A 24,006-nucleotide genomic window follows, 5' to 3' on the forward strand; every position below is an offset into this window, starting at 1 on the left:
GATGTAAATCACTGTCATATCAACTTATATCCTTACATATTGTATCAGAATCAATAGATAAATAAAATTGCATTTTCATGCTAATTATGAACTTTTCAAGTTTTTTGTTTTTTTAAATTTGATAGAAGAACACTTCTGTTAAAATTCACATTGAAATAAAAGTAATTATGATATTTTATACTAATCTATTTATAACAAATTATACAAAATATATTATACACAATATTTTGATTTTTTGATAAAATGATAACAATCAATAAGGAGGTTGAGCTTTATGAAAAAGATTTTAGTAATCGTTTCAATTTTTAGTGTTTTATTAGTAGCTTGTTCAAGTAGCCCTACTAAAAAGGCGGAAGGTAAATGGCAAAATGAGAATGGTGATATTATCACTATAAAAGGTGAATCTCTCAAAGTCACAACTGAAGGTGAAACTGCAGAAGGGTCAATAAAAGATGATAAGGACCATAAAGACCTTGCAAAAATTAATTTGGGCGGTTCAACTGGTTATTTAAAAGTTGGTAAAAAGGCGATTTATGCATTAGAAAAACCGGATGAAAAACCCGATGATAGTGAGAGAAAATTCGAGAAAATCAAACAATAAAATTAATGCCCGTTAAAATCGAATCATGATTTTAACGGGCATTATATATACTCATTATTTTACTTTTTTTGCTTTGACAACTTCTTCGTCAGAACCAGCCTTTAACTTTAATTTTAATGTATCATCTTCTAGCTTATAATCAATTTTCATAGGATGATTTTCATAATATAATGTTATGATTTTATCATCTTTATTTATTTTACCGTGTAAGACTTCTTTTTCATTTTCATTAGAAATCTCAACCTTATTGTTTTTCTTAATTTCTATCGTCCCGCCATTGTCTTCCGCTTTGTATTTACCATAGATTTGATTACTACACGCTGTTAATATAAAAAGCATCGTAAGCGTAATCGCCATTATTTTCTTCATACTGTTTACACCTTTCAATTAGAAATTCAGTATAAAATATGCAATCTCAAAAATTAAATTACTCTTTTTTCAATTCAATTTTTTCATCATCTTTATCTGGATTAATTAATATGAGTTTATCCCCTTTAACTTTATATTCAAATTTCATTGTTTCATCCTGCACTTCAAACGTCATTGTTTTTTTATCTTTGTCAATTCGCCCTTCAACATTACCATCATTCTTTTCTACACCAAAAATACCACCATCATTTTCTAGTGATTTTAGATGTAAAGTTGCACGATCACTATCTTTACTTGCTTTAATGCTCATTTCATCATTTTTATATGTACCATCTACTTTATTACCGCATGCTGCTAACAAAATAAGCATGCCTAAACATAATACAATTATTCTTTTCATTTAAAATGTCCCCTTAAAATTTAAAATGTTTTGTACATCATAACAATGATGGAGGACACATATTGTCTATTTACTTATACATTAAAAAACATATTAAAAAGGTTGGATATGATTCAAAATATTTCATTGAATCCCTATCCAACCTTAATGTTTAATTATAAATTTTTAGCTAATTCATTTAATTCTTTTTGCAATGCTGTTGTTTGGCGTTCGATTTCTTTTGTTAAGTAATCTACTTTTTCATTTCTTTTTAAGTCTTTAGGTAAATTACTTGTATCAATAGGTTCACCAAATTTGATTAATGCTTGACCTGTAACCAGTCCATGTAATTTTTTAGGTCCTACATATGCTGCAGGAAGTATAGGTGCTTTACCTAACATAGCTATTGTTGCTGCACCACGTTTCAATGGCGCACCTTCTGCAGATGTTCTGTGACCCGTTGGGAAAATGCCAACTGTTTTATTCTCTTTTAATAATTTAATTGGTCGTTTTAATGTGCTTGGACCGGGATTTTCTCTATCTACTGGAAATGCATTTAATGCAGTTAAAAATTTACCGCCCCATTTATTACTAAATAATTCTTTCTTTGCCATGTAATGGATTTGGTTTGGATAAATAGCCATACCTAACATTATCACTTCGTTATAACTTTCATGTGTACAAGTCACAACATATTGATTATCTTTCGGTACATTTTCTTTTCCGATAACAAATAATGATTTACCTAACTTAACTAAAATAAAATACAAGATACTACTAATCACTCTATACATAGTTACACCTACTCTTATAGTTTTCTGTTTAACATTTAGATTTTATCATTTAGATACTTGTTGAACAAGATAAGCTTTAAATAAGTCTAAAGTCTGATTGCAGAAAACTAGCGTTTTTGTGAAAAAAATTACATAATTATATTGTGAGAATATTTATATTGGAGGTCAAATATGTCAGATTATACACAAATGAATCAATCCTTTGATTCTAACAATCAGCCATCTCGATATAATAAACCTAAGTTTCCATGGTTTAAAACTATACTCGTTGCATTAATTGCAGGTATCATTGGTGCATTACTAGTATTGGGTATTGGCAAACTACTCGATCATACCATTTTCAATCAAAATGGAGCCACTGTTAATGAAGCTTCAAATAGTAAAGGTGGTAATCAGTTAGACGGTAAAAGTGATAAGTATAGTTCAGTTCATGAGATGATTAAAGAAGTATCGCCAGCAATTGTAGGTGTTATCAATATGCAAAAGTCAACGAACTTGGACGATTTACTGAATGGTAAGACAGCTAAGCCTGAAGAAGCAGGTATTGGATCCGGAGTCATCTATCAAATCAGTGATGGTTCAGCATACATCGTTACTAATAATCACGTTATCGATGGTGCTTCTGAGATTAAGGTTCAGTTACACAATTCTAAACAAGTTAAAGCAAAATTAGTTGGTAAAGACGCAGTCACTGATATTGCCGTATTAAAAATTAATAATACGAAAGGTATCAAAGCTATAGACTTTGCTAATTCATCTAAAGTACAAACAGGTGATAGCGTATTTGCTATGGGTAACCCTCTAGGCCTTGAATTTGCAAATTCAGTCACTTCAGGTATCATTTCAGCAAATGAACGTACGATTGATGCAAATACTACTGGTGGAAATACAAAAGTGAATGTACTTCAAACCGATGCAGCAATTAATCCTGGTAACTCTGGTGGTGCCTTGGTAGATATCAATGGTAATTTAGTTGGTATAAACTCAATGAAAATCGCTTCAGAACAAGTTGAAGGCATTGGATTCGCTATACCAAGTAACGAGGTCAAAGTTACCATTGAACAATTAGTTAAACACGGTAAAATTGAACGTCCTTCTATTGGTATCGGCTTAATTAATTTAAGTGATATTCCAGATTCATATAAAAAAGAATTAAATACAGATAGTCAATCTGGTGTTTATGTAGCCAAAGTGGATCACGATAGTGTCTTGAAAAAAGGAGATATTATTACTAAGGTAGACGGAAAATCAGTAAAAGAAGACACAGATTTACGAACATACCTATATGAAAATAAGAAACCAGGTGAAGACGTTAAGTTGACGATTATTCGAGATGGTAAAACTGAAACGATTAATGTGAAACTAAAGAAACAAGTTCAGTCAGCTAGCCAATCTTCTTCTGAAAAACAAAGTCAATTTGCAGAATAAATAACAGGTATGGATGAAATTAGATTTCATCCATACCTGTTTTATTTTCACCTAAGTAATAAGTTGGAATTAAAATAAGTATAATCGCAATCATTGAAACTAGAAAACCTTCATGAAAGCCCACAATTGAATGACTCATTTCATGATGACTATGTCTCATGGATAAATTAGAAGCTACAACGGTTGCTATGATTGCTGTACCAAAACTTGCACCAATATTTTCAATCATGTTAATTCCTACGCCAGCTTCTGATAACTGATTCTGAGAAACACCTTTGTAGGCATCGGCCATTAAACCTAAATTGATGCCACCAACACTACATCCACGAATAAATAAAATGAACGACAACCATGCAATAGATGATTCATTATCAACAAATATCAATGGAATTGTACCAAGAATAGCAATCACGATACTAATATATATAACCTTTTTGGATCCTATCCGGTCAATAGATGTTCCAATATATGGTCGTGTGATTAACATACCTATGCCTTGAGGAATTAGTGCTAGTGCTGCACCAATAGCAGAATAACCTTTAAATTCTTGAAAATATAAAGGTAGAATAACCATTGGCCCCATAATACCCACATTTGCTAATAATAATCCTGTCATTGATGCTGAATACGTTTTACTTTTAAACAAATTTAAAGGTAGTACCGTATTAAAATGGCATAGTTTGTTATAAAAAATATAAACAACAATAGCTGCCACTCCAATGCATATAAATGTCATAACTTTACTATCCATAAATGAACCTATAGTACCAGCTAGACTGATACCATAAATCAATGTTGCACTCGTAATGCCTAATAAGAGAATTCCACATATATCTAATTTTTTATGCTTATCTAATGGTTTGAATGATGGTACATATTTCATCATGAGTAGTACAGAAATGAGTGAAACTACTATGTTAATAAAAAACATCCACCGCCATGAGGCAAAATGAATAATAAATCCACCTAATGTAGGGCCGAGAATTGGTCCAAAGATCATAGGTGTACTGACGATTGCCATAACCTTCCCTATATGATCTTGTCCAGCAGTCTTTACCAGTAAGGTAAACATAAGTGATGTAATAACTCCCGCACTAAATCCTTGAAAGATTCTAAAAAGAATAAATATACTCACTGACGGACTGATTCCTACAAATAATGAAGTAATACCAAAAACTAGCATAGCTATAATAAAAGTATATTTACTATTAAAATGATTCATTAACCATCCAGAAAAAGGAATAGCTATAGCAAGGGCTAAAATATATCCAGTAATCCCCCATTGGACGATATCTATATTAGTATGAAATGTTTGATTAAGTTGTTGAATACCAATATTTATCATAGTTGAATCTAACATAGGTGCAATGGCTCCAATCGCTATTGCCCATGCCGCATTCATTGTATCTTTTGGAATCTGATGTTGTGTCGCTTTCTTTGACATAAAACGTCTCCTTTTTGTTTCTTCGTCAACAAATTTACACCCTTTTAGTTTCCTTGTCAACAAAATTCCGATAAAAAAAGTACTCTAAAATTAATTAGAGCACTTTTTTCGAAATATCATACTTAATGTTGTAGTCTTTTATTTTTAATTTCTTTATCCAAATGTTGATTATACTTTTCTATAAAATGTTGAATGCTTTCGAACTCTTGTTGTGTTAAACTTTCAAAAACATCTTGATCTCGTGCATCAAATTTTGCATGAAGTTGTTGATGTGTGTGATAAACTTGTTGTCCTTTAGGCGTAAGTCGAAAATAAATTTCTTTTTTATTATGCTCATTTTGATAACTTTCAATTAACTTTTTAGATTGTAATCGTTTCGTTAATTTACTAATTGCACCTCTTGTCATAAATAGCTGCTCCGTTAAACTTCTGACATTTGGATTGTCTAATTCATGTATCGCTTCAATGCAATGCACTTCACTAGACTTATAATCCTTTAATGACTCTTGCATTTCACTTTTATTTAGCCATGCTATTTTATTAAACACGTTACGTAATCCTGTCATGATGACTTCTTCTTTATTCACGCTTTACCTCCTAGACACAACATATTGCAACTACTATTTATAGTTAACCATGAAGTATTTCTTTTTACCTCTACGAATAATCGTAAACGCACCTTCGATTTTATCTTCATCAGTTAATTCGTAGTTAACATCTTGTTGGCGTTCACCATTAATATAAATCGCACCATTATTCACATCTTCACGAGCTTGACGTTTAGATGATCCAATGCCTGTTTCAATCAATGCATCAATAATATTAGTTGTATCCTTAGATAATTCAACTTGAGGTACGTCTTTAAAACCTTCTTTTAATTCTTTTGCTGATAAAGATTTTAAATCACCGCTAAATAATGCTTGTGAAATTCTAATCGCATCATTCAAGGCGTCTTCACCATGGATAAAGCGTGTCACATTTTCAGCTAAAGCTTTTTGAGCTTCACGTTTGTGAGGTGCTTCTTCTTTAGACTGCTCTAACTGATCGATTTCTTCTTTACTCAAGAATGTAAAGTATTTTAAGAACTTGATAACATCTTCATCTGATTGATTAATCCAGAATTGATAAAATTCATATGGGCTTGTTTTATCAGCATCTAGCCAAACAGCACCTGATTCTGATTTACCGAATTTCTTACCATCAGATTTTGTTACTAAAGGAATTGTTAATCCATAAGCTTCAGTTTGACCATACATACGTCTCATCAATTCGATACCACTTGTAATGTTACCCCACTGGTCTGAACCACCGACTTGAATTTTACAATTTAATTCACGATTCAAGTGTCCGAAATCGATAGCCTGTAAAATAGTATACGTAAATTCAGTATATGAAATACCATGTTCTAAACGCGTTTGGATAGAATCTTTACCTAACATGTAATTGACACCGACATGCTTACCATAATCGCGTAAGAAACTAATTAATGAAATTTGGCCTAACCAGTCTTTATTATTTACTAATACTGCTCCTTTATCGGTACCAAATTCAAATAATTTATGCATTTGATTACTAATACCTTGCACATTAGCTTCTACTTGTTCTTCTGTTTGTAACACACGTTCTTCTGATTTACCTGATGGGTCCCCAATCATACCTGTTCCGCCACCAATTAAAACAATAGGACGATGCCCATGTTCTTGGAAACGTCTTAATGTTAAGAACGGAAGCAAATGACCAATATGTAAACTATCTGCAGTTGGATCTGCACCACAATATAGCGTTACTTGCTCTTTATTTAATAATTCCTCTATACCCGCTTCATCTGTTTGTTGATAAATCAGTCCACGCCACTTTAAATCTTCAATTAATGCATTTGTCATATTTCTCTTCCTCCTATATATTATGTATTTTCATAAGTTAAGATGAACGTAAAACTTAGAATTAAAGACCAATTCTAAAAATTTGTATAAGTATGATTTATAGATTTATTTAATCAACAAAAAAGCACCCTTACATCATATTTAAATGTAAGGGCGCAATTGCACGGTACCACCATACTTGAATTTAAGGTATATACAGTTTTTATAATTAAACCCATTTATACCTCTTTTCTCTTTACTAATGATACGTTCATTAATCAAACGTCAGACTGTTATATAAGGTGTATTCACTAGTTAGATCATGTTAGTTCTCAGCAACCACTAACTCTCTAAAAATCTCTAAAAAGCTACTTGTCCTTCATCTGAAACTTATGTATTTGCCATTAATTATAGTTAACATTATTTTAAAAGTCAACTTTACGACTATGGTATAATAAGTCTACATAAAGGAGGTTTGCTATGGATAAAATCATGAAACAACAACAACAAGATAAAATGTTTCAATTTGAAAAGAAATATAAGCAGCTCAAACATATCATCGTTACCATCTTTCTAATTGGTTTGATGTTTATGATTATTATCCTGCTAGCAGCCATCATATACTTTCATCAATTGACTAAAGATGCTTCATCTATAAGTGATCATGCACTTAAACATAAGGTCATTCACTTTGCAGGAGATGACTTAATTAATTATAAAAACAATGACATTTTAGATGAATATGATCATTCTTTAAATTCATTAATTGTTGGTCCAAAACATGTAAGTCCAGACGTCATTAAAGCATTAACTTCTTCAGAAGACACCTTATTCTTTCAACATAATGGCATTTTACCTAAGGCCATTATACGAGCAATGTTTCAAGATATAATGCAAAATGATCAAAGTTCTGGTGGCAGCACGATAACACAACAATTGATTAAAAACCAAGTACTTTCTAATGAAAAAACTTATAGTCGTAAAGCTAATGAAATTATATTAGCACAAAGACTTGAACGTATACTCTCTAAAGAAGAAATTATTTATACGTATTTAAATATTGTACCTTTTGGTAGAGATTATAACGGTGCCAATATAACAGGTATCTCTTCGGCGTCTTATAGTTTATTTGGAATTCCACCTAAAGATTTAAATGTTGCACAATCAGCTTATTTAATTGGCTTATTACAAAGCCCTTACGGTTATACACCATATAAGGAAAATGGTGACTTAAAACCAGACAATCAAATAGATTATAGTATTCAGAGACAACATTATGTACTAAAACGTATGTTGGTCGAAGAAAAAATATCTAAAAAAGAGTATAAAGAAGCGTTAAAATACCATATTAAATCACATTTACTTACAAAACCTAATAAAAATGCTGGTTAAATCATAAATACCCGGTAATGATCAATACATTACCGGGTTTGTTAATTAAATTTAGAATAAGCCTACTGCATGTCCATCATCTGTAACATCCATATTTAATGCTGCTGGTTTTTTAGGTAAGCCAGGCATTGTCATAATTGCACCTGTTAATGCAACTATAAATCCTGCACCTGTTTTCGCTTCTAATTCACGAATCGTAATTTCAAAATCACTAGGTGCACCTAAGGCTGTTTGATCATCGCTAAATGAGTATTGCGTTTTAGCCATACAAATTGGATAATGGTCCCAACCATTGTCTTTAAATTGTTTTAATTGTTTTTGAGCCTTACTTGAGAATGTTACTTTTGAACCACCGTAGATTTCTTTAACGATTGTTTCAATTTTATCTTCTAAAGGTTGATTTAATTCATAAAGTGGTTTGAAGTTTTGAGGTTGATCAATGACTTCTAATACTTCATTAGCTAGATCAACGCCACCTTTACCACCTTTTTCCCAAACTTCAGTCAATGCAATTCTCACGCCATTTTCTTTGGCCCATGATTTAACAAACTCAATTTCTGCATCTGTATCGTGAATAAATGCATTGATAGCTACAACTGGTTCAACACCAAACTTCTTAATATTATTTACATGACGTTCTAAGTTAACGATACCTGCTTTAACAGCATCCACATTCTCTTCTTTTAAATTATCTTTCGCAACGCCACCATGCATTTTTAAGGCACGCACAGTTGCTACCACTACAACTGCTGATGGTTCGAAACCTGCTTCACGTGCTTTGATATCCATGAATTTTTCAGCTCCTAAATCAGAACCGAATCCTGCTTCAGTAACCACAATATCAGCTAATTCACGTGCAGTTTCTGTCGCTAAAATTGAATTACATCCATGAGCGATATTAGCGAATGGTCCACCGTGTACAAGTGCTGGTGTTCCTTCAATTGATTGTACTAAGTTTGGCTTAATAGCATCTTTTAAAATCATTGCTAAAGCACCTTCAACTTTTAAATCAGCAACAGTCACAGGCTTACGATCACGTGTATAACCGATTGTGATTTTACTAATTTTTTCTCTTAAGTCTTTAATGCTTCGGCTAAGACATAAGATAGCCATAATTTCAGATGCAACTGTAATATTAAAGCCATCTTCACGTGGTACACCGTTAGTTGGACCACCTAGTCCAACGTTAACATGACGTAAAGCACGATCGTTCATATCTAATACACGTTTCCATTCAATACGACGTTGATCAATGCCTAATTCATTACCTTGATGTAAGTGGTTATCGATAAATGCTGATAATGCATTATTCGCTGTAGTAATCGCATGGAAGTCACCGTTAAAGTGTAAATTGATATCTTCCATTGGTAATACTTGTGCATATCCACCACCAGTAGCGCCACCTTTTATACCAAATGTTGGTCCTAACGCTGGTTCACGTAATGCTACCATGACATTCTTTTTTAATTCATGAAATGCATCTGATAAACCAACTGTAACTGTCGATTTACCTTCCCCTGCTGGTGTTGGACTCATTGCTGTTACTAATACAACTTTACCCTTATTATCTTTAGGTTTTATTTGGTTAATATCAATTTTAGCTTTGTAATGTCCATATTGCTCTAAGGCTTCTGCTGGAATCCCTGCTTCTTTAGCTATTTCACTAATAGGTCTAATTTTTGATTGATTCGCAATTTCTAAATCTGATAAATGTGCCAACTTATTTCAACCCCTTGTAAATAATATAAATAGAAAAATAAGTGTAAGAATGTTTGATATGTAATGACTCTCATTCTCTTACAACTTTAATAATAACCGACTCAATCAATGATGTCGAATATTTGATAACGTTTACATTACTATTATCAGAAATATTCAAAAAATATGATTGAGTCTAGAAAAACTAAACTCAATCATATTTATCTTAATCGTTAATGTATGGAAATAGTTATTTTGCTAATACTACTTAATCAATCATCTAATCTTCCATTGTACTTAAATCACCTGCATCTAAATCTAACTCCCAAGCTTTTAATACACGGCGCATAATTTTACCAGAACGTGTTTTAGGTAATTTGTCTTTAAATTCAATTTCTCGAGGTGCTGAATGTGCTGATAATCCTTCTTTAACAAATTGTTTAATACTTTGTTTTAATTCATCTGATGGTTCATAACCTTCTCTTAAAGCTACAAACGCTTTAATGATTTCACCTCGTACTGGATCAGGCTTACCAATAACACCTGCTTCAGCAACAGCTTCATGTTCAACTAATTTAGATTCTACTTCGAATGGACCGACACGTTCACCAGCTGTCATAATGACATCATCAACTCTACCTTGGAACCAGTAGTAACCATCTTCATCTTTATAAGCAGAGTCTCCTGAAACATACCAATCATCAATAAAGTATGAATCATATTTTTCTGGATTTTTCCAGATTGCATGCATCATTGAAGGCCATCCTTTTTTAATGGCTAGGTTACCCATACGATTTGGAGGTAACTCATTACCTTCATCATCAACAATTGCTGCTTCAATACCTGGTAGTGGTTTACCCATTGAACCTAATTTAATAGCCATAGCTGGATAGTTAACAATCATGTGTCCACCTGTTTCTGTCATCCACCAAGTATCTAACACACGTTTATGGAATACATCTTTAGACCATTTAATCACTTCAGGATTTAACGGTTCACCAACAGATAAAATTGAACGCAGTGATGATAAATCATATTTATCTACAACATCATCACCAGCACTCATTAACATTCTTAATGCAGTTGGCGCTGTATACCACACTGTCACTTTAAAGTCTTGAATCATTTTATACCATTGTTCTGGAGAGAAACGTCCGCCAACAATACAATTTGTCACACCATTTAACCAAGGTGCAAAAACACCATATGACGTACCAGTTACCCAACCGGGATCTGCTGTACACCAATACACATCATCATCTTGTAAGTCTAAAACATATTTACCTGAAATATAATGTACTAACATGGCTTTTTGGACATGTAATACACCTTTAGGTTGTCCTGTAGACCCAGATGTATAATGTAAAATAAGGCCATCATCTTCATTTAACCATTCAATATCAAAATCTTCACTTGCTTCTTTAAATGAACGATTAAAATCTACATAACCTTCTTCAACATCATTATCAACAACAACAATTTTCTCTAAATGCGGTAATTTATCTTTCGGGATTCTAGGCAACAGTGCTTTATTAGTAATGATTACTTTTGCTTCACTATTTTCTAAGCGATCCGCAACAGCTTTTTCCATAAATGCTTCAAATAAAGGTCCAACGATTGCACCAATTTTTAAAATTCCTAAGAAAGCGAAATACAATTCTGGCGTTCTTGACATAAAGATAAATACTCTATCCCCTTTTTTAACATCAGCTTCATTTTTTAATACATTAGCTGCCTTATTTGAGTATTTTTTCATATCTTCGAACGTATATGATTCATGACGTTGATCGTCTTTATAATTGAGCGCAATTTTGTCTCCTTTACCTTCATCAACATGTCTATCGATACATTCATATGCCATATTGATTTTACCTGTTTTACTCCAAGAAAAGGCTTGCTCAACGCTCTTCCAATCAAAATCTTTGTACGTTTGCTCATAATCTTGCATGTTATAATTTCCAGGTTCGCTTTGATAAACTTCAACTTTCATAAGAAAATCCCCCTTCAACTTTATGTAATCGCTTTCTTTAAAATGAATTATACATATAATTGTCACATTATTCAAAACATTTATTTATTAATCACAATATTTTTGTTATATTACAAGAAAATAAGTATAATAACAGAAAGGTTTTGAGGCTATTTGATGAGGATGTGAAAAAATGAAACATATTAAAACTTATGTTACAGACAATATCGAAATTGACGATGTTAAATACAAAATCGAAGGCCCTGTTTCACACTCTTTTTTGAAAACGCTTACTTTCGACGAAGGTCTTAATGCTTTTCGATCTTCTAAAGAACAATACGATGCATTGTTAGAAATTACTACATTACCAGAAGGTAGAGTATATGTAATACGACTAGAGCAACATATTATTGGTTACGTTACCTATCATTATCCAGATGAGCTCGAAAGATGGTCTACTGGGCATCTCCCCTATTTATTAGAACTCGGTGCAATCGAATTAAGTAAAAGTTATCGACACCTACATCTAGGTGGTCGATTAATACAACTTAGTCTCTCTGGAGACGAGTTTGAAGATTTTATTGTACTTACTACTGAATATTATTGGCATTGGGATTTGAAATATGCACAATTAGACGTATTCGAATATAAACGACTCATGCAGAAGTTAATGCAAAAAGGTGATCTAGAAGTGTTTGCTACTGATGATCCTGAAATTACCAGTCACCCCGCTAATTGTTTAATGGCAAGAATTGGTAAACGTATTACTTTGGATCAACAACATGCATTTGATGATATTAGATTTCAAAACCGCTTCTTCTATTAGTTGTTTGAAAGAGATGAGCTTATGAATACTAAAAATAGAACAGGTTATGTATATTCAGATGATATTTTAAAATATAGATTTAATAACGAGCATCCTTTCAATCAAATGCGTTTAAAATTAACGACTGAGTTGTTGTTAGATGCACAATTTTTAACAAATGAAAATATTTTAGAACCAAGAATTGCGACAGATGATGAAATTGGTTTGATTCATAAATATGATTATATACAAGCCATCAAACATGCATCTCATGGTATATTAAGTGCTGAAGAAGCCAAAAAATATGGATTTAATGAAGATACTGTACCATTTAGGCATATGCATCGACATTGTGCACGAATTGTCGGTGGTGCGCTCAATTTAGCAGATAAAATAATGGATGGTACTTATATCAATGGTTGTCATTTAGGCGGCGGCTTACACCATGCCTTAGCAGGCCGAGCAAATGGATTTTGTATTTATAACGATGTCGCTATTACAGCTCAATATCTCGTTCATCATTATAATCAACGTGTGATGATAATAGATACAGATGCACACCATGGAGATGGAACTCAATGGAGTTTTTATACTAGTAATGATGTTTTAACTTATTCTATTCATGAAACAGGTAAATTTTTATTTCCAGGATCAGGTCATTATACTGAACGTGGTGAAGATATAGGATATGGTTATACAGTCAATGTACCATTAGAACCCTATACAGAAGATAAATCATTTCTAGAATCATTCAAATCAACAGTTGAACCTGTTATTGCTGCATTCAAACCCGATATTATCTTAAGTGTTAATGGCGTGGATATCCATTATAGAGACCCATTAACACACATGAATTGTACCTTAAGTTCGTTATATCAACTGCCATATATAATTAAAGATTTAGCTGAAAAGTATACAGAAAATAGAATAATTATGTTTGGTGGCGGTGGTTATAATTTATGGCGTGTTGTTCCACGCGCATGGAGTCATTTATATTTAAGTTTAATTAATGAACCGATTCAACAAGGCTATTTACCTCTAAACTGGATTAATAAATGGAAGCATTATAGCTCAGTTACATTACCTAAAAGATGGGAAGACCGTTTAAATGACTATACTTATATTCCACGCACTACTGAAATTTCAGAAAAAAATAGACGTATTTCAAAATTAGTTGCCAGTTGGTATGACCTTTCAAATTAAAAGCACACCGCATAAACGGTGTGCTCTATTTTTAATTATTTAGTTGTTCCTCTATATTCAATTCTATGTGGTAGAATCACGTTTGGTTCATCAATTTCTTCTTCGTTCATATATTTCGTTAGTAATCTCATACCAACAGCACCGATGTCATATAATGGTTGAATCACACTAGATAATTGTGGTCGAACCATTTCAACTAAACGCGTATTATTGAAACTTACAATTTGTAATTCTTCAGGTACTTTAATACCTGCATCTAGTGCACCATGTAAAATACCTATCGCTTGTTCATCACTAATTGATAAAACGGCATCAGGTAGATTATCTTTAATTTTATCAAAGACTTTCATACCTTCTTTGTAGCTTTCAGCTCCTGATAAATGAAGTGAATCATCTAATTGTAATTGATTTTTAGATAATACTTTATTTAAGCCTGAAAGTACGTCTTCTTGTGCCTTTTTAGAGTAATCGCCACCTACTAATGCAAATGACTTAGCACCTTGTTCTATAAGTTGTTGCGTAACTTCTTCAGCTGCTTTTTCAAAATCAATATTTACAGATGCAACATGGTCATCTTTACCATTTGTACCTGATACAACAACTGGAACTGAAGATTGATTGATGAGCTCTTTGATTTCCTCTGAAATTGTACCACCTAAGAAAATAATGCCATCAACTTGTTTACTTAAAAGGTTATTAAATATCTCTTTTTCTTTTTCTGAATCATTATCAGAATTTGAAATAATAGAATGATATTTGTACATCGTTGCAATATCTTCTAAGCCACGAGCAAGTTGAGAATAATAAACATTAGAAATATCTGGGATAATTACACCTACAGTTGTTGTACGTTTACTTGCTAGTCCACGTGCAACAGCATTAGGTCGATAGTTTAATTTTTTTATAACTTCGTTTACCTTATTTCTAGTTTCTGGTTTAACATTTTGATTTCCGTTAACTACACGAGAAACCGTTGCCATCGACACTCTAGCTTCTCTAGCTACATCATATATTGTTACAGTCATAGTATCCTCCTTGAAAGCGCTTTATACACTTTGGTATCATGTTTTCATATTATTTTCAAAGTTTACCATATTTGGAGATTCAGTGAAATAAATTTGTTTTGACGTTCACATTTCTGTCAGATTTTAAGTATCATTACTCATTTATTGAATTACGTCATTTCAAGGACTAGAAACACTGTCAAAACTTAATATAGTAATGATAATAATATTATACATAAAGAAGAGGTTGAGATATAATGTTTCTACTCTGGGAAACCGATTAACATCGTCCCAACAGCAAAACTATATCCCAACCTCTTTTTGCTTTATTTTAGTTTTTTATCATTATATAAGTCAGCTAAAGGTTTTAATTCTTTATAGAATTCATTGAATTCATTTAAATCCATTTGTTGGCCTGCATCACTTAAAGCCACTGAAGGATCTGGATGCACCTCAGCCATAACGCCATCAGCGCCAACCGCTAATGCTGCTTTTGCTGTTGGTAACATAATATCTTTACGACCTGTACTATGTGTTACATCAACCATAACTGGTAAATGTGTCCCTTGTTTTAAAATAGGTACTGCAGAAATATCTAATGTATTTCTAGTCGCTTTTTCATATGTTCTAATACCACGTTCACACAGAATAATATTTCTATTACCTTGAGAGGCAATGTATTCTGCAGCATATGTGAATTCTTCTATCGTTGCTGATAATCCACGTTTTAAAAGAATTGGTTTATTTGTACGACCAGCTTCTTTTAATAATTCAAAGTTTTGCATGTTACGTGCACCAATTTGGAAAACATCAAGATATTCGTCAGCAATTTCAAAGTCATTTGGATTCACGATTTCACTAATGACATTTAAATTAAACTTATCTTTAACATTTTTTAAGATCTTAAGTCCTTCAACACCTAAACCTTGGAAATCGTATGGTGATGTACGAGGTTTAAATGCCCCTCCACGAATGAACTTTTCACCTTTAGCTTGCAAATCTGCTGCTACAGCATCTACTTGCTCTTGTGATTCAACTGAACATGGTCCGAATACAAAAGATTTATGTCCTTCTCCGAACATGCCACCATTGTCAAAATGAACAATTGTATCTTCAGGTTTTAATTTACGAGATACGTATAAATGCTTTTCATTTTCTGATTTTTGTAAGTCTGTAGAGGCTTTAAAAATTTCTTTAAATAATTGTTTAATAACATTGTCGTTGAATGGCCCTTTATTTTTATCTAAAAGATCATTAATCATTTCTTTTTCACGTTGTGGATCATATACTCGTGTTCCTTGCTTGATTTTTTCTTCACCAATTTTTTGTGCTAATTCGCCTCGACGGGATAGCAATTCTAAAATTTGATCGTTAAGGGAAACAATTTTTTGTCTGTACGTTTCTAATTTATTACTCATAGCTACTTCACCTCTATCTAATAGTTGCACATTTATATGTATCACTTTAAAGCGATAAATTAAATGTATTTACGAATCATTCTAACAATTAACATTTTATAGTTCAAGCTCTAATTGTTAGAATTGATTAAATTTTCTAAAAATATACTAATATTCTAAAGCGATGTGACTTTAATTTTTCTAAAATAAAAAGAGCAGAACGTCATCTATCCTGATATTGAATAAATGATGGGTCCCACTCTAAAATGATACATTTAATTTCACTTTAAAAATCAAATACTAATCAATGAGTGCTTATATTTATATCATAATATTAACTGATATTAAATACAAACCAATTAGTCATTGAAGGTACGTTTTTCAATTTTGCTAGTCGTTTTTTCTACTTTTTGTTGTTTTTTACCTTGTTGCTTTTGGTTTTTATTTTGACTAGGTGTTTTTGTTGATTGTTTAGACGATTTTGTTTGGGTCTTAGTTTTGTTATTTGATTTAGTTGATTGATTATTTTGACGTGTTACGACACCTTTGTCAAATTGTGCTTTATTTTGTTTTTTTGAAGGTTGTTGATTAGTTGTTTGACTAACATTATTACCTTTTGTTTCATTCGTTGAAGATTTAGTCACTAAGTTAGGCACTTTTGTCATTTTAGATTTTGCAATAGGTGCCTCTGCTAATAAAGCGTTTGTTAATTGTGATTCTTTAGAACCTTTAGTTAACTTCGCTTGTTTTTCTTTGGCTGCTGTAGCTAATCTATTAGCAAATGAACCATCATTTGCTTTTGATGCATTATGATTTGATTGATTTAATAAGTTTGGTGTAGTTTGTTTGTTGCTTTTAGCTACGTCTTGTTCTTTAGTTAAATCGCTAGTATCTGATAATACTTGTGAATCATTGTTCATTTTTTGTTTCTTTGTGTGAGCTGCACTAGCTAATTTATCAGCACTAGATGTTTGAGCTGCTTTATCTTTAGTTTGAGATGGATCTGATAACGATGATTCTTCTTTAATAGCAGATTGTGCCATTGCAATTTCTTTATCAGAAACATGCTTATTATTGTCAATATTAGAATCTACTTGAGTACTTTTAGCTTCAGCTTTTGCTTCCTGGATTTCTTTTGCCTGTGGTGATTGATCTGCTAATGTGTCATGATTCGATTCTGCTTGAATCGCATTCTGTTGTGCTGCAAGTTCCTTTGATGAAGGTGTTGCAGTTTGTTGATCATTACGCTTAGCTTCAACTTTTGCATCTTGAATTTCACGCGCTTGTGGTGATTGATCTGCTAATTGGTCATGATTTGTTTCAGATTTGATTGCATTTTGTTGTGCTGCTAATTCAGTCGCACTCGCACCAACTTTAGAATGAGCATCAGCTTCTAATTTTGCTTCTTGAATCTCTCTCGCTTCTGGAGATTGGTCTGCTAGATTATTATCACTTACTTCTCTTTGAATCGCTACTTTTTGAGCAGATAATTCATCAGAAGTAACACCATTATTAGATTTATTTCTAAAGTTTTCTACTCGTGTTTTAACAGTTTCAATATGATGTTCAGCTTGTGATTTATAATTTAACGCTTTTTCACGTAATTCTTTTTCTTTTGCAATAGCTTGATCTGCTTTTTCAAAGACTTTCATCTTATAGTATAAACCTAAAGCAGACCCTACAATTGCTCCTGTAATAAAGCTAACTACGAAATCTTTACGTTGTGGTGTTTGATCATTTATACGAGTATGTCGGCTGTATAAATCATTTCCAGTATTATTTCTTTCAAAATCATCACGATTATAGTGTTCCATGATTTATTCCTCCCTATAACAAATGCACTTAAACAAGTAACAACCTCATTTAAGTGCATTTAGTTCATTCTTATTAATTATTTATCAACACGAGTAGTGTAACTATGATCTGTATCATTTGTTACTGTGTTTGCTTTGTAATTTGCACTTCCTCGACGGTAGTGTCTATTTTGCCATTTGTCAGCAATTTCCATTGCTACATTTGACCATTGTACTACTTGAGAAATTTTATCTTCGTTTTGAGAAACATTGTGCGTAATTGAGTTAGTTACACGGTCAACTGAACCGTTTAATGTTTGAACTGAGTCACCGATACCTTTAACAGCATCAACTACAGAATTCAAACGATCAACTTTACCTTGAATGTCTTCAGTTAAACGGTTTACTTTGTGAAGTAAGTCCGTAGATTCTCTTGTAATACCTTGTACTTGACCTTCAACACCATCTAGTGTTTTAGCCACGTGATCTAAATTTTTCTTAACAGAAATTAACACTACAACGATACCGATACATAAAATTAAGAACGCTATCGCAGCGATAATTCCGGCAATTGGTAAAATCCAATCCATTAAAAACGCCTCCTAAATACCTAATTATAAAATTCATTAATATTTAATACCCTTGAGAAATCATTATAAACATATTAGAAATCTTTTTTTACACCAATTTTATTTAAATACGCTTTTTGCATTTTTTGAATGTCACCAGCGCCCATAAATAAGATAACTGCATTTTCAAATTTTTCTAATACATCAATACCACTTTCATCAATTAATTCTGAACCATCAATACGGTTAATTAAATCTTGTATTGTTAATTCACCAGTATTTTCTCTTATAGATCCAAAAATTTCACATAAGAAAACATGATCAGCTGCACTTAAACTCGTTGCAAATTCTTCTAAAAATGCTTGAGTTCTAGAAAATGTATGTGGTTGGAATACTGCAATAACTTCTTTTTGTGGATATTTTTTTCGAGCTGTTTCAATTGTAGCATTAATTTCTCTTGGATGGTGAGCATAATCGTCTACTAATACTTGATTTGATACTTTTGTTTCATTAAAACGACGTTTTACACCACCAAATGTTTCTAATGCCTCTTTAATATTATCAACATTCATTTTTTCAAGATAACTAATCGTAACAACCGCTAATGTATTTAAGATGTTATGGTCACCATATTGTGGTGATAGGAATTGACCATAGAATTCACCATTGATGTAAACGTCAAATTGAGAACCTTGTTCTGTAATTTGAATATTTTTAGCATATACATCGTCTGTTTCATTAAATCCATAATAATAAATAGGCACATCTGCTTCTAATTTTCTAAGGTGTTCATCGTCACCCCATGCAATAATTGCTTTTTTAACATTATGAGCCATTTCTTGGAATGCATCAAATACATCATCAACATCTTTGAAGTAATCTGGGTGGTCGAAATCAATATTCGTCATAATTGCATAGTCAGGATCATAACTTAAAAAATGTCTACGATATTCACATGCTTCAAATGCAAAATAATCACTACCAGGCAATCCCATTCCAGTACCATCACCAATTAAGAATGATGTCTTTTTATCACCATTCATAACATGTGATAGTAAACCAGTTGTAGATGTTTTACCATGTGCACCTGTAACAGCGACAGATGTGTATTGATTAATTACATGTCCAAGAAAATCATGGTATCTAATCACATCTAATTTAAGTTGATGTGCTTTAACAATTTCTTCATGACTATCAGGAAAAGCATTCCCTTGAATAATCACCATGTCTTCTTTTATATTATTCGCATCGAACGGTAGAATTGTTATGCCTTTGTTTCTTAGAGCAACTTCAGTGAATACATAAGTTTCAATATCTGAGCCTTGCACCTCATGTCCAAGATCATGCATAATTTGTGCTAATGAACTCATGCCGGAACCCTTAATACCGACAAAATGATAGTGTGTCATTATAAAACTCCTTACTAAATTTTAATCTTGATTTAAATCCGCCTCAGTAATATAAACATCTCTAGGTTTAGAACCGTTAGCTCCAGAGATATATCCCAATTGTTCTAACTGATCTATGATTCTCGCTGCTCTATTATACCCAATTTGGAAATGTCTTTGTACTAATGAAGTAGATATATGTCCTTCATTAATCATGAACTCACACACATCATCAAATAGATCGTCCTGTGCTTGAGTTTGTGTTTTCTTTAATAATTCCTTTTCTTCAAATAAATACTCTGGTTCACGTTGTTGTTTAATGAAATCTACAACGTCATCTATTTCTTCATCTGAGACAAATGTACCTTGAACACGGATTGGTTTATTCATACCGCCTCCTAGATATAGCATGTCACCATATCCTAATAGACGTTCTGCACCACCGCTATCAAGTATAGTTCTAGAATCTACACTAGATGATACCATAAATGCAATTCTAGTTGGAATATTAGCTTTTATTAATCCTGTAATGACATTTACTGATGGACGTTGAGTGGCTACTAACATGTGAATACCACATGCGCGCGCTTTCTGAGCAATTCGTGCTATGGATTGTTCAACTTCTTGTGGTGCCATCATCATTAAGTCGGCTAATTCATCTATTACAATAACAATTTTAGGCATTCTTTGTTCATAAGATGCTTTTTTATTAAATGCAGTAATATTTCTCACATGATATTGCGCAAATAATTTATATCTGCGTTCCATTTCTTCAACTGCCCATTTTAAACTTTGAGTGGCAGCTTTAACATCTGTAATAACGGGTGATACTAGATGAGGTAAATCATTATACGGTGCTAATTCCACCATTTTTGGATCAATTAATAATAGTCTCAATTCTTCTGGGTGATTTTTATACAGTAAGGACATCAAGATACTATTAATACATACAGATTTACCTGAACCAGTAGCACCTGCAATCAAGGCATGTGGCGTTTTCGCTATATCCATTAACAATGGCTCATTGTTAATTCGATATCCCATGGCTACTGTTAATTTAGATTCTGCGTTTTTAAATTGTTCTGAATCTACAATTGATCTCAAATTCACTTTAGCTGGGTTTTGATTAGGCACTTCAATACCAACAAGGCTTGTTCCTGGTATTGGTGCTTCAATACGAATATCTTTGGCAGCTAGCGCCATTTTAATATCATCTTGTAATGCAGTAATTCTTGATACTTTTACACCTTTTTCAACTGACAGTTCAAAGCGTGTCACACTTGGACCTTCAGTGACATTTTGCACTTCAGCTGGCACATTGAAGTAATATAATGCATCGTTTAATTCTTGTTTCTTATCATCGATCCATTCTTCATTGACTTCATGCGGCTCGGGTTCTTCAAGTAAATCAAAACTTGGCAGCTTAATATTAGGCCCTTTTCGAATTGTAGGCTTTTGTACTTCTGTTTCTTCTGAATGATTTGGCGTCTGTTTCTTATGATGTTCATTCATTTCAATTTGACTATTATCTTGATGATTATTTGTGAAATCACTGTCATTAGCATATGATGCACTATTTTGTTTGTTTATCACAGAATGATTTTCATCGGAATGACTTGTTTCTGTAGTCACTGTATCTTCAGATTCAGAATGAGTAATTGGTGTTGAATGACTCGTTTGAACACTTTCAGAAGAATGACTTGCTTCCTGATTAGAAAACGGCTCCGATGTACTAGTATGATGTGACGATGATGTTGACTTAGTATCTTCGCTAGAATGAGTTGCTTGTTTCTTATCTTCTGGCGTTAATTCAGGAACATTAACTCTTTTACCTTTATTCTTATCCATCATTCGCTTTTTATCTGATGGTGTCATTACAACATTAAACGGTTTACCACCTGTAACACGCTTCTTAGGTGAACGAGATTGCTGAGCTTGTAGTGAGTTGGATTGTTTATCTGAACTACTTGTATTTTCAGAATTTGATTCAACTTGTTCTTTAGTACTAGATTGTATTGATTCAGATGTTGAATGATGTGAAAGACTGTCTAGATGACTACCATCATCTGAAGGACTCATTGACTCATATTGATGTTCTGATGAATTTACCATATCCATTGGCTTAGTTGATGACATACTTGTATTATCATTAGAAGTCTCGTCATTATTTTCAGTTGAGTCACTTTGATTTTCTGAAGCGCTATCTGGTTCTGATGATGTTTCACTTTTTATATCGGATTGACGTTTACGCTTCTTAGCATATTCAGTTTCATGATCAACACTTTGTGTAACAGCATTATGTCCGCTTCTTTGTTGCCATTGTTGCTCATTAGGTTTTTGTTGAGATTCACTCAATTCTTGTGACGATGACATTGGTTCTGAAGTTACATGATTTGATGATGGGATACTTTCATCTATTTCACGATAATCTGCATCATCAACGTTATTAAGTGATTTAGATGTGTTATCATTCGTTTCAAAATCTCTGTATCCACTGTCAAAATTTTGCGTGTTGGACTCAAATTCTTGATTCACTTTTCCATCTTCAACTGTACTATCTGTTAAAGCATACTCATCTCTACCTTGAGCTGAATCATTTTCAATATCAGAATCGTGATTGACAGCGTCAGAAACCGTAACATCATCATGATTTACTTCGTGTCTTTGAGTGATATCGCTTAAATTTATTTCTTCGTAATTATAGTGATGTTCAGATTTTTCTTGGTTATCTATGTCTAATTCAGTAGCGTCATTTGATACATTTTTATCTACATCGCTATTTATATTCTCAGTGCTATCTTTAAGTTCTTCTTGATCATCAATGTCTAATGAACTATCACCTACGTATTGCTGAGCTTGTTTAGCATACATTTCATCTATTGCTTTTTGGATACTATCTTCATTAGATTCTTGATTTTGTTGTCTCTTTTCTTGTAATGCCTTTTTAAATCGACGTTTCTGAAGGACTTTACGTTCACGTTCTCTACGAATTTCTTCGACAATTTGTGATGCATAGATATTATTAATATTTATTGTATTATCTTTTTTAGAATGATTAGGTGTAGTCGTTGTTTTTACATTTTCATCATCTGTAGATAAATCATTATTAAAAGTATTATGATTTATTTCTTGTGACTTTTGTTTTTCAGGTTGAGATTGTGTCTTATAACCGGATGAAACCTCTCTTGAATTACTATTTAACTTATCACTATCACTTCGATTATCTTCCGTTACATGTGCGCTACTTTTCTCACCATCTTTAGGCGGTATAACACCATTTTCAATTGGACGTCTTTGTTTAGTACCGAAAATAGCAGATGGTACTTCAGATGCTCTAAAATCACTTTTGTGATATGTATACTCAGATTGAGTCTTATAGTTTGATTTAAATCGCTCTGATTGTAACTTCATTCTAGGTTGCGTATTGGATGATGTTTTATGATTATTCGTACTTGAACTCCCAAGTGATGTAGGAGAAATTTGACGGTGTGTTGATGTCGTAGTATAAGGGTTGGAATCTTTTTTCTTTCTAGATTGGTAACCCTTAGATTGATAACTAGAATCAGCAATACCATCATCATTGGCATGATTTCTTCTACGACGATGTCTTTTATTGTCTTGAGTACGAAATTCCTCTATATCATGATTGACATTAGACTGGTACACATCTTGAGTAGTTGTGTTTTCAGACTCCGCATTTCCTGATTCAAAACCTTCCATAGGAAAGCGAAACTTCCCTTTTGGACGATGATAGATATCATTATTTTGTGGCAGTAATGAGTCATGATTAGTATCATTCGATTGATTTGCCTGGCGTCTTTTATTTTTATTGCGCAATATATCTTCATTTGAATCATTATCTTCGCCAAATAATTTATCAAACCAGCTCATACTTTCACTACCTTCCTTTA

Annotated in this window: 19 protein-coding genes; 5 read left to right on the plus strand and 14 right to left on the minus strand. The window is 32.6% G+C overall.

The window, feature by feature from the left end; genetic code table 11:
- Nucleotides 1–274 precede the first annotated feature (274 nt).
- Nucleotides 275–601 (plus strand): hypothetical protein, encoded by a 327-nt coding sequence (locus tag AC2D8K_RS08280; RefSeq protein ID WP_002452188.1) that lies wholly within the window; start codon nucleotides 275–277, stop codon nucleotides 599–601.
- 54 nt (nucleotides 602–655) lie between these two features.
- On the opposite strand, the gene AC2D8K_RS08285 is transcribed toward AC2D8K_RS08280, so the two are convergent.
- The 3 genes from AC2D8K_RS08285 to AC2D8K_RS08295 form a co-directional block, all read right to left on the minus strand.
- On the minus strand, nucleotides 656–970 hold the full coding sequence (locus AC2D8K_RS08285; protein ID WP_484698454.1) for a hypothetical protein: 315 nt from the start codon (nucleotides 968–970) through the stop codon (nucleotides 656–658).
- 58 nt (nucleotides 971–1,028) lie between these two features.
- Nucleotides 1,029–1,370 carry a hypothetical protein gene (locus AC2D8K_RS08290; RefSeq protein WP_002452186.1) on the minus strand — a complete coding sequence of 114 codons (342 nt, stop codon included), beginning with the start codon at nucleotides 1,368–1,370 and terminating at the stop codon, nucleotides 1,029–1,031.
- A gap of 155 nt (nucleotides 1,371–1,525) precedes the next feature.
- Nucleotides 1,526–2,143, minus strand: coding sequence for a lysophospholipid acyltransferase family protein (locus AC2D8K_RS08295; RefSeq protein WP_002452185.1), 618 nt, complete (start codon nucleotides 2,141–2,143; stop codon nucleotides 1,526–1,528).
- Nucleotides 2,144–2,332: 189 nt separating this feature from the next.
- On the opposite strand from AC2D8K_RS08295, the gene AC2D8K_RS08300 reads away from it, so the two are divergent.
- Complete coding sequence (locus AC2D8K_RS08300; RefSeq protein ID WP_484698491.1) at nucleotides 2,333–3,571, plus strand: S1C family serine protease; 1,239 nt, start codon at nucleotides 2,333–2,335, stop codon at nucleotides 3,569–3,571.
- Nucleotides 3,572–3,590: 19 nt separating this feature from the next.
- Here the strand turns inward: AC2D8K_RS08300 and AC2D8K_RS08305 are convergent, their stop codons facing one another.
- The 3 genes from AC2D8K_RS08305 to tyrS form a co-directional block, all read right to left on the minus strand.
- Entirely contained in the window at nucleotides 3,591–5,015 is a 1,425-nt protein-coding gene (locus AC2D8K_RS08305; protein ID WP_484698457.1) for a DHA2 family efflux MFS transporter permease subunit, read from the minus strand.
- Nucleotides 5,016–5,137: 122 nt separating this feature from the next.
- Complete coding sequence (locus tag AC2D8K_RS08310; protein WP_002452182.1) at nucleotides 5,138–5,602, minus strand: MarR family winged helix-turn-helix transcriptional regulator; 465 nt, start codon at nucleotides 5,600–5,602, stop codon at nucleotides 5,138–5,140.
- A 33-nt stretch (nucleotides 5,603–5,635) separates the two neighbouring features.
- Nucleotides 5,636–6,898: a tyrosine--tRNA ligase gene (tyrS, locus tag AC2D8K_RS08315; protein ID WP_002452181.1), complete on the minus strand. Its 1,263-nt coding sequence runs from the start codon at nucleotides 6,896–6,898 to the stop codon at nucleotides 5,636–5,638.
- 459 nt (nucleotides 6,899–7,357) lie between these two features.
- On the opposite strand from tyrS, the gene AC2D8K_RS08320 reads away from it, so the two are divergent.
- A complete protein-coding gene (locus AC2D8K_RS08320; RefSeq protein WP_002452180.1) occupies nucleotides 7,358–8,269 on the plus strand; it encodes a biosynthetic peptidoglycan transglycosylase in 912 nt (303 codons plus the stop codon).
- Between the two features lie 51 nt (nucleotides 8,270–8,320).
- On the opposite strand, the gene AC2D8K_RS08325 is transcribed toward AC2D8K_RS08320, so the two are convergent.
- On the minus strand, nucleotides 8,321–9,988 hold the full coding sequence (locus tag AC2D8K_RS08325; protein WP_002452179.1) for a formate--tetrahydrofolate ligase: 1,668 nt from the start codon (nucleotides 9,986–9,988) through the stop codon (nucleotides 8,321–8,323).
- A 259-nt stretch (nucleotides 9,989–10,247) separates the two neighbouring features.
- Complete coding sequence (acsA, locus tag AC2D8K_RS08330; protein ID WP_002452178.1) at nucleotides 10,248–11,957, minus strand: acetate--CoA ligase; 1,710 nt, start codon at nucleotides 11,955–11,957, stop codon at nucleotides 10,248–10,250.
- Nucleotides 11,958–12,129: 172 nt separating this feature from the next.
- Here acsA and AC2D8K_RS08335 point away from each other — a divergent pair, with 172 nt between their 5' ends.
- Both AC2D8K_RS08335 and AC2D8K_RS08340 read left to right on the plus strand, forming a co-directional pair.
- On the plus strand, nucleotides 12,130–12,762 hold the full coding sequence (locus tag AC2D8K_RS08335) for a GNAT family N-acetyltransferase (protein WP_002452177.1): 633 nt from the start codon (nucleotides 12,130–12,132) through the stop codon (nucleotides 12,760–12,762).
- Nucleotides 12,763–12,783: 21 nt separating this feature from the next.
- Nucleotides 12,784–13,944, plus strand: a complete 1,161-nt coding sequence (locus tag AC2D8K_RS08340; RefSeq protein WP_002452176.1) for an acetoin utilization protein AcuC — start codon at nucleotides 12,784–12,786, stop codon at nucleotides 13,942–13,944.
- A gap of 35 nt (nucleotides 13,945–13,979) precedes the next feature.
- Here AC2D8K_RS08340 and ccpA read toward each other — a convergent pair whose 3' ends face one another.
- From ccpA to AC2D8K_RS08370, 6 genes are all read right to left on the minus strand, one after another.
- Nucleotides 13,980–14,969, minus strand: a complete 990-nt coding sequence (gene ccpA / locus AC2D8K_RS08345; RefSeq protein ID WP_002452175.1) for a catabolite control protein A — start codon at nucleotides 14,967–14,969, stop codon at nucleotides 13,980–13,982.
- Between the two features lie 305 nt (nucleotides 14,970–15,274).
- Nucleotides 15,275–16,366: a bifunctional 3-deoxy-7-phosphoheptulonate synthase/chorismate mutase gene (locus AC2D8K_RS08350; protein ID WP_484698462.1), complete on the minus strand. Its 1,092-nt coding sequence runs from the start codon at nucleotides 16,364–16,366 to the stop codon at nucleotides 15,275–15,277.
- A 338-nt stretch (nucleotides 16,367–16,704) separates the two neighbouring features.
- On the minus strand, nucleotides 16,705–18,159 hold the full coding sequence (locus tag AC2D8K_RS08355) for a smooth muscle caldesmon (protein WP_484698464.1): 1,455 nt from the start codon (nucleotides 18,157–18,159) through the stop codon (nucleotides 16,705–16,707).
- Nucleotides 18,160–18,236: 77 nt separating this feature from the next.
- Entirely contained in the window at nucleotides 18,237–18,728 is a 492-nt protein-coding gene (locus AC2D8K_RS08360) for a DUF948 domain-containing protein (protein WP_484698466.1), read from the minus strand.
- Between the two features lie 74 nt (nucleotides 18,729–18,802).
- Nucleotides 18,803–20,116 (minus strand): UDP-N-acetylmuramate--L-alanine ligase, encoded by a 1,314-nt coding sequence (gene murC, locus AC2D8K_RS08365; protein ID WP_484698467.1) that lies wholly within the window; start codon nucleotides 20,114–20,116, stop codon nucleotides 18,803–18,805.
- Between the two features lie 21 nt (nucleotides 20,117–20,137).
- Nucleotides 20,138–23,986, minus strand: coding sequence for a DNA translocase FtsK (locus tag AC2D8K_RS08370; RefSeq protein WP_484698469.1), 3,849 nt, complete (start codon nucleotides 23,984–23,986; stop codon nucleotides 20,138–20,140).
- Nucleotides 23,987–24,006: the final 20 nt, after the last annotated feature.

Source organism: Staphylococcus sp. 510, assembly GCF_057219715.1.

Coding starts and splice junctions, on each gene's coding strand:
- AC2D8K_RS08305 (WP_484698457.1), bottom strand. CDS start 5,015: ATGTCAAAGAAAGCGACACAACATCAGATTCCAAAAGATACAATGAAT.
- AC2D8K_RS08320 (WP_002452180.1), top strand. CDS start 7,358: ATGGATAAAATCATGAAACAACAACAACAAGATAAAATGTTTCAATTT.
- AC2D8K_RS08355 (WP_484698464.1), bottom strand. CDS start 18,159: ATGGAACACTATAATCGTGATGATTTTGAAAGAAATAATACTGGAAAT.
- AC2D8K_RS08290 (WP_002452186.1), bottom strand. CDS start 1,370: ATGAAAAGAATAATTGTATTATGTTTAGGCATGCTTATTTTGTTAGCA.
- AC2D8K_RS08295 (WP_002452185.1), bottom strand. CDS start 2,143: ATGTATAGAGTGATTAGTAGTATCTTGTATTTTATTTTAGTTAAGTTA.
- acsA (WP_002452178.1), bottom strand. CDS start 11,957: ATGAAAGTTGAAGTTTATCAAAGCGAACCTGGAAATTATAACATGCAA.
- AC2D8K_RS08285 (WP_484698454.1), bottom strand. CDS start 970: ATGAAGAAAATAATGGCGATTACGCTTACGATGCTTTTTATATTAACA.
- AC2D8K_RS08300 (WP_484698491.1), top strand. CDS start 2,333: ATGAATCAATCCTTTGATTCTAACAATCAGCCATCTCGATATAATAAA.
- AC2D8K_RS08370 (WP_484698469.1), bottom strand. CDS start 23,986: ATGAGCTGGTTTGATAAATTATTTGGCGAAGATAATGATTCAAATGAA.
- tyrS (WP_002452181.1), bottom strand. CDS start 6,898: ATGACAAATGCATTAATTGAAGATTTAAAGTGGCGTGGACTGATTTAT.
- AC2D8K_RS08335 (WP_002452177.1), top strand. CDS start 12,130: ATGAAACATATTAAAACTTATGTTACAGACAATATCGAAATTGACGAT.
- AC2D8K_RS08340 (WP_002452176.1), top strand. CDS start 12,784: ATGAATACTAAAAATAGAACAGGTTATGTATATTCAGATGATATTTTA.
- murC (WP_484698467.1), bottom strand. CDS start 20,116: ATGACACACTATCATTTTGTCGGTATTAAGGGTTCCGGCATGAGTTCA.
- AC2D8K_RS08350 (WP_484698462.1), bottom strand. CDS start 16,366: ATGAGTAATAAATTAGAAACGTACAGACAAAAAATTGTTTCCCTTAAC.
- AC2D8K_RS08280 (WP_002452188.1), top strand. CDS start 275: ATGAAAAAGATTTTAGTAATCGTTTCAATTTTTAGTGTTTTATTAGTA.
- AC2D8K_RS08360 (WP_484698466.1), bottom strand. CDS start 18,728: ATGGATTGGATTTTACCAATTGCCGGAATTATCGCTGCGATAGCGTTC.
- ccpA (WP_002452175.1), bottom strand. CDS start 14,969: ATGACTGTAACAATATATGATGTAGCTAGAGAAGCTAGAGTGTCGATG.